Origin of the sequence: Streptococcus suis (assembly GCF_002964045.1) — a bacterium.
GTDB classification, from domain to species: Bacteria; Bacillota; Bacilli; order Lactobacillales; family Streptococcaceae; genus Streptococcus; species Streptococcus suis_U.
In genome coordinates this window covers 1-272 of record NZ_POPB01000047.1, presented here as the reverse complement: position 1 = coordinate 272, position 272 = coordinate 1, and the positions used below count along the sequence as shown (strand labels likewise).

The window sequence follows — 272 nt, the reverse complement described above, 5'->3', positions numbered from 1 at the left end:
TCATCTGCTAGTAAGTCACGCTGACAAAGTTCTGTTATCACATCTTCAATTTCCTGCTCTGCATAAGGAGGGTCCAAGAATACCAGGTCGAAAGGCCCTTCCACACTGTTCAAAGCCTGTCTAGCTTCCATTGCTAGAAGCTGAAATTTATCTGCTTCCTTAGTCATTGCAATATTTTCACGGATAATGGCTTGTGCTCGTCGATCTCGCTCAACCAGAACTGCTGACTCCATGCCACGAGATATAGCCTCGATAGATAAACCACCACTGCC

Annotated in this window: 1 protein-coding gene; it reads right to left on the bottom strand. The window is 45.6% G+C overall.

Annotated features, from left to right (window positions below; translation table 11 throughout):
- Positions 1-272 (bottom strand): RsmD family RNA methyltransferase (locus tag C1E99_RS00205; protein ID WP_193441761.1); only part of this gene is annotated, 272 nt, incomplete at both ends.